This window comes from Actinomycetospora sp., assembly GCF_055612215.1.
Window position 1 is genome coordinate 1 of sequence record NZ_JBVPVA010000148.1, and the last position, 3,493, is coordinate 3,493.

Genomic DNA, 3,493 nt, shown 5'->3' on the forward strand with positions numbered 1-3,493 from the left:
GCGGCCGGGATCAACCGGTCGGGCCTGCTCGCGGCGGCGTCGCTGATCCGCGAGGGCTACGACGCCGACGAGGCGATCGAGACGGTGCGGGCCGCGCGGACCGGGGCGTTGAACAACCCGGAGTTCGTGAAGGCGCTCCGCGCCATGTGAACGATTTTCGTCGTCAGGGCGACCAACATCGTTCACATGCGCGCAGCGCCCCCGCCCATCCCCTGCGTCGGAGAACGGCGGCCACCTCACGTGCCCGTGCACACGGGTCGGCCGCCGTCTCCTCGTAGCCGAGAACGACGCGACCACGGCCGGCGAGCTCGGCGGCGAGATCCCGGCGTCGGTCGACGAGTGTCGTGGCGCGGTCGGCGTGATGGCGATGCCCGTCGAGGCGCACGATGACGACCTCGTCGCCGACTCGGTAGGCGACGTCCTCGTACCGCGTCGAGCCGTCCACGTCGACGGGCACCTGACGCTCGCCGTGGGGCAGGCCGTGGGCCTCCTCGACCTCCAGCGCGTAGATCGCCTCCAGCTTCGACCTGACCCCGTCGGTTGCGTACCCGAGAGCGCCCAGCAGTGCGTCCCGGTAGCGACGGGGACGGCGGAGGTCGATCGAGGCCCGTACCGACTCCGGCCGCAGCCTGGTCACCGTGAGACAGTGCAGCATGCTCGCCATCGCCTGACGGGCCGTCGGTTCCTCGACGGCGAGGTCGACCGCCGTGTGCGAGGCGGCGACGACCGGCTGGTCCAGCCCCTCGACGACGGTGTACGCGAACGCCCGCGAACGGTGCACCACCACGCCGGACCTCGAGGCCCCCGACGCGGCGTAGGACACGGTCACGTGGATCGGGCGCTCACGGTCGGGCTTGCGGAAGTTCCAGATCTCGCCGGCCGTGTCGTGGCTGAGAGCGGCGGGCCACTTCGCGAGCACGGCGGCCGTGCGCCGTGCATCCTCGCTCAGCTCTCCGGTGAAGACGGCGTACACGCCGCCGTGCACCTGGATCCATCGCCGGGCGCGGACGTTCGCCCTGATCGCGCTGTCGGTGAAGCCGTGACGCAGGAGCTGGCGGCGGCTGACGATGCCGTGCTGGCGTACGAGGAGCCGGAGCCATTCGTCGTGGTCGCGAGGAGCTGTCGGGAACGGGAAGGGTGTCGTCGGGAGCATGCTCCTTCGACGCAGCCAGCGAGCCTTCGGCTCCCATGTGAACGAAATTGGTCGTCAGGACGACCAATTCCATGCACATGGGCTCGCGCCTCGTGGGCTGAGCACGGGACTGTAGGAGCCCTCGGTGGCCGACATCGCGACCTGGTCGGTCACGCCCTGGTACTCCCCCAGCGGCGTCGCGGCCGTGAACGTCTCGGGGTCGAGGTACTCGTGCTCGCCGGGGTGCCGGCCACCGCGTGCGCCCAGGACTTGTCGAACAGCCCCAGCGACAGGATCCACAGCGCGACGCGGGTGAGCGAGACGTGGACGTGCCACGACCCGCCCTCCTCGGCCCGCCGACGCAGCGCCGCCGCGACGCCGGCCTGGGCCAGCCACGGGACGATGTAGTCGTTCACCACCACGATCGGCGGCAGCCGCGGGCGGTCCTCCGAGCCCTCGTCCGGCGAGGGCATCCCGCAGTCCGAGAACCGGTCCCACAGCCACCCGGCACAGTTGGCGACGCGAACCACCGTCCCAGCTTCGCATGTGAACGATCTCGGTCGCCATGGCGACCACAACCGTTCACATGGGTCAGCCCCAGCGCCACTCCGGCGCGTCCACCACGTCGATCCCCAGGTCCTCGGCGGCCTGCCGCACCGGGGCGCTCGCCGCCACCACCAGCGCCATCCAGATCGGGTAGCGCTCCCGCTGGCGCAGCGCCACCTGCTCCTGCCCGGCGATCAGCAGCCCCGGCTTCGGGGGACGGCACCAGCAGCGGGACAGGTCGGGGGTCGGCGCGTCCGGGTCGTGCGGGCAGTGCACCAGCGTGTCGAAGGGGTTGCCGGCCCGCTCGTGCAGCGCCCACATCGCCCGGGTGGCCATGTCCTCGGCGAGCTCGCCGCGCGCGACCTCGGGCACGTGCGTGAGCCCGACGATCCGTCCGCCCGCCGCCTTCCACAGCCGCATCCGCTCGACGGCGTCGAGGTGGAGCTCGATGTCGAGCGGGCCCCGCAGCGGGCGGCCGAGGTCCTCGGCCGTCCGCCGCACGGCGGCGAGCTCGACGAAGAGCATCGGCACCTGGGGCGCGGACAGCACCGTCATGGGGACCAGCGTGCCGCATCGCTCAGGACGGGGCGGCGGTGGCGGAGAGCGCGGGGAGCGTGGCGAGCGCCGCCGCGAGCGCGACGACGTCGGCGTACTTCGCGTCCAGGTCGGCGAGGTTCTGGCGGTGCAGCGCCGCGGTGCGGTCGCCGCAGGCGTCCTCGACGACGATCGGGCGGAACCCCTCGGCGAGCGCGTCGGTCGCCGTGGCCCGCACACAGCCGGAGGTCGAGACGCCGGCGACAATGACGGTGTCGACGCCGCGGCTGCGCAGCGTCCCCGCGAGCGAGGTGCCCGCGAACGCGGAGGCGTGCTGCTTGACCAGCACCGCGTCGTCGGCCGCAGGAGCCAGGGAGAGCTCGCCCCACCCGCCGTCGGCACCCTCGGCGAAGCAGGCGAGCGCGGGCACCTTGACCGCGAAGAAGCCGGCGTCGGTGAGGTCGGGCGCGTAGCGCACGACGGTCCAGACCACCGGCACCCCGGCCGGCCGGGCGGCCCCGACGAGGGCGGCGCACGCGTCGAGCACGCGGGCCGGCGTCGCGGGGTCCTCGCCGCCGAGGAAGAACGGGCCGCCGGGGTCGGTGTAGGCGCGGACCAGGTCCACGACGATGACGGCGGGGCGCGTCCCCCACCCGACGCGGCCGGCGAAGGAGGCGCCGTGCGGGTTCTCGGCCGTCATCGCCGTACCCCCACCATCACCGCGCGGGCGTTGCCCAAGTGGCTGCGCATCACCGCGGACGCCCAGTCCGCGTCGCCCGCCCGCAGCGCCGAGGTGATCTCGGCGTGGTGGGCGAGGCTGCGCGCGAGCGAGGCCGCGTCATAGGTGTGGAACGTGCGCAGTACGACGGGGGTGTGCACGACGTTGGCGAGCGCGGCGGAGAGCGCCGGCGCGGCGGCGACGTCGAGCAGGCGGGCGTGGAACTCGCGGTTGAGCGGCACGAGGGCGTCGAGGTCCTGGGCTGGGCCGGGAGCGCCGACGGCGAGCATCCGCGCGGCGAGGTCCTCGAGGGCGGCGAGGTCGGCGTCGGTGACGCGGGTGGCCGCGCGGCCGGTGGCGCGGGGCTCGAGGGCGATCCGGACGTCGAAGATGCCGTCGAGGTCCTCGGGCGAGAACGACGCCACGCGCGCGCCGCGGTGCGCGTGCACCTCGACCAGGCCCTCGGCGGCCAGCCGCGCGAGCGCCTCCCGGACCGGGGTGCGCGAGACGCCGAGCCGCTCGGCGAGCTCCACCTCGCCCAGGCGCGCCCCGGCGGGGAGCTC

The 3,493-nt window shown here is 74.0% G+C and carries 5 protein-coding genes; all 5 read right to left on the minus strand.

Annotated features, from left to right (window positions below; genetic code table 11):
- Positions 1-163 precede the first annotated feature (163 nt).
- Positions 164-1,153, minus strand: a complete 990-nt coding sequence (locus AC0CYZ_RS04095; protein WP_472212601.1) for a hypothetical protein — start codon at positions 1,151-1,153, stop codon at positions 164-166.
- Positions 1,154-1,302: 149 nt separating this feature from the next.
- Positions 1,303-1,662, minus strand: a complete 360-nt coding sequence (locus AC0CYZ_RS04100; RefSeq protein WP_472212603.1) for a CoA transferase — start codon at positions 1,660-1,662, stop codon at positions 1,303-1,305.
- Between the two features lie 61 nt (positions 1,663-1,723).
- Positions 1,724-2,233 carry an HAD family hydrolase gene (locus AC0CYZ_RS04105; RefSeq protein ID WP_472212605.1) on the minus strand — a complete coding sequence of 170 codons (510 nt, stop codon included), beginning with the start codon at positions 2,231-2,233 and terminating at the stop codon, positions 1,724-1,726.
- Positions 2,234-2,255: 22 nt separating this feature from the next.
- The gene (locus tag AC0CYZ_RS04110) at positions 2,256-2,912 is read right to left on the minus strand and encodes an isochorismatase family protein (RefSeq protein WP_472212607.1); all 657 of its coding nucleotides are present in this window, start codon (positions 2,910-2,912) and stop codon (positions 2,256-2,258) included.
- Positions 2,909-3,493 (minus strand): GntR family transcriptional regulator (locus AC0CYZ_RS04115; RefSeq protein WP_472212609.1); only part of this gene is annotated, 585 nt, incomplete at its 5' end. The genes AC0CYZ_RS04115 and AC0CYZ_RS04110, both read right to left, overlap by 4 nt.